The sequence below is a fragment of the Kitasatospora sp. NPDC091257 genome (genome assembly GCF_044757675.1).
GTDB classification, from domain to species: domain Bacteria; phylum Actinomycetota; class Actinomycetes; order Streptomycetales; family Streptomycetaceae; genus Kitasatospora; species Kitasatospora lactacystinica.
The window spans coordinates 1-1,188 of record NZ_JBIVVI010001797.1 but is presented as its reverse complement, the minus strand read 5'-3'; the positions used below and the strand labels follow the sequence as shown (position 1 = coordinate 1,188).

Annotated in this window: 1 protein-coding gene; it reads right to left on the bottom strand. The window is 72.6% G+C overall.

Features of this window, described 5'->3' with window-relative positions; all coding sequences use genetic code 11:
- Positions 1-104 precede the first annotated feature (104 nt).
- On the bottom strand, positions 105-1,154 hold the full coding sequence (locus tag ACIQOV_RS42100; protein WP_401056518.1) for an agmatine/peptidylarginine deiminase: 1,050 nt from the start codon (positions 1,152-1,154) through the stop codon (positions 105-107).
- Between the last annotated feature and the right edge of the window lie 34 nt (positions 1,155-1,188).

Below are 1,188 nucleotides of genomic sequence, written 5' to 3'. Positions count from 1 at the left end.
GCCGGAACCGGTGGCCGGGCCGGGCCATGTGCGGGTCTCCTCGGTGGAACGGGGCCTCGGAAGCCGTCCGGGCGGGGGCGCGGGGCCCCCGCCCGGACGGGGCGTCAGAGTGCCTTCGGCTGCTGCTGGGTGATGCAGTGGATGCCGCCGCCGTTCGCGAAGATCTCGCGGGCGTCGACGAGTTCGACGGTGCGGCCCGGGTAGGCCTCGGCGAGGATGGCGGCGGCCTCCTGGTCGCGCGGGTCGTCGAAGGCGCACAGGACGACCGCGCCGTTGGCCACGTAGTGGTTGATGTAGGAGTAGTCGACCGGCTCGCCGTCCTCGTCCAGCAGGACGGTGGGGGCGGGCAGTTCGACGACCTCCAGCGGCCGGCCCCGGGCGTCGGTCGAGGCGCGCAGCACGGCGACCAGTTCGCGGCAGACCTCGTGGTCCGGGTGCGAGGGGTCGGGCTGGACGTGGGCGACCACGACGCCGGGGCGCACGAAGGAGGCGACGATGTCGATGTGCCCGCGGGTGCCGAACTCGTCGTAGTCGCGGGTGAGTCCGCGCGGCAGCCAGATCGCCTTGGTGGTGCCGAGGAAGGCGTGCAGCTCGGCCTCGACCTCCTCCTTGGTCCAGTCGGCGTTGCGGCCCTCGCCGAGCTGGACGGTCTCGGTGACCAGCACCGTTCCGTCGCCGTCGACGTGGATGCCGCCGCCCTCGTTGATCAGCCGGGAGGCGAAGCGCCGCACCCCGGTCAGTTCGCCGATGTGCTCGGCGATGTGCTGGTCCTTGTCCCAGCGGGCCCAGGACTGCGCGCCCCAGCCGTTGAAGATCCAGTCGGCGGCGGCCAGCGAGCCCTTGCCGTCGATCAGGAAGGACGGGCCGATGTCGCGCATCCACGCGTCGTTCAGCGGGCGCTCGACGATGTCGACCCGCTCGGAGACGTACTTGCGGGCCTCCTCGGTCTCACCGGTGTTGACGATCAGCGTCACCGGCTCGTACCCGACGATGGTGTCGGCGACGGCGGCCCAGGCCTGGCGGGCGGCGTGCAGCTGCTCGGGGCCGTCGAAGGTGGGGTTGGTGGTGGGGAAGGCCATCCAGGTGCGCTCGTGCGGGTGCCACTCGGCGGGCATCCGGTAGCCGAGGGAGGCGGGCGTGGGGGTGGTCGTCATCGAGTCCTCAAGAGGTCCGGGGCCGTGGCGCGGG

What these genes read in the sequence shown, in the direction of transcription:
- ACIQOV_RS42100 (WP_401056518.1), bottom strand. Translation starts at nt 1,154, where the DNA reads ATGACGACCACCCCCACGCCCGCCTCCCTCGGCTACCGGATGCCCGCC.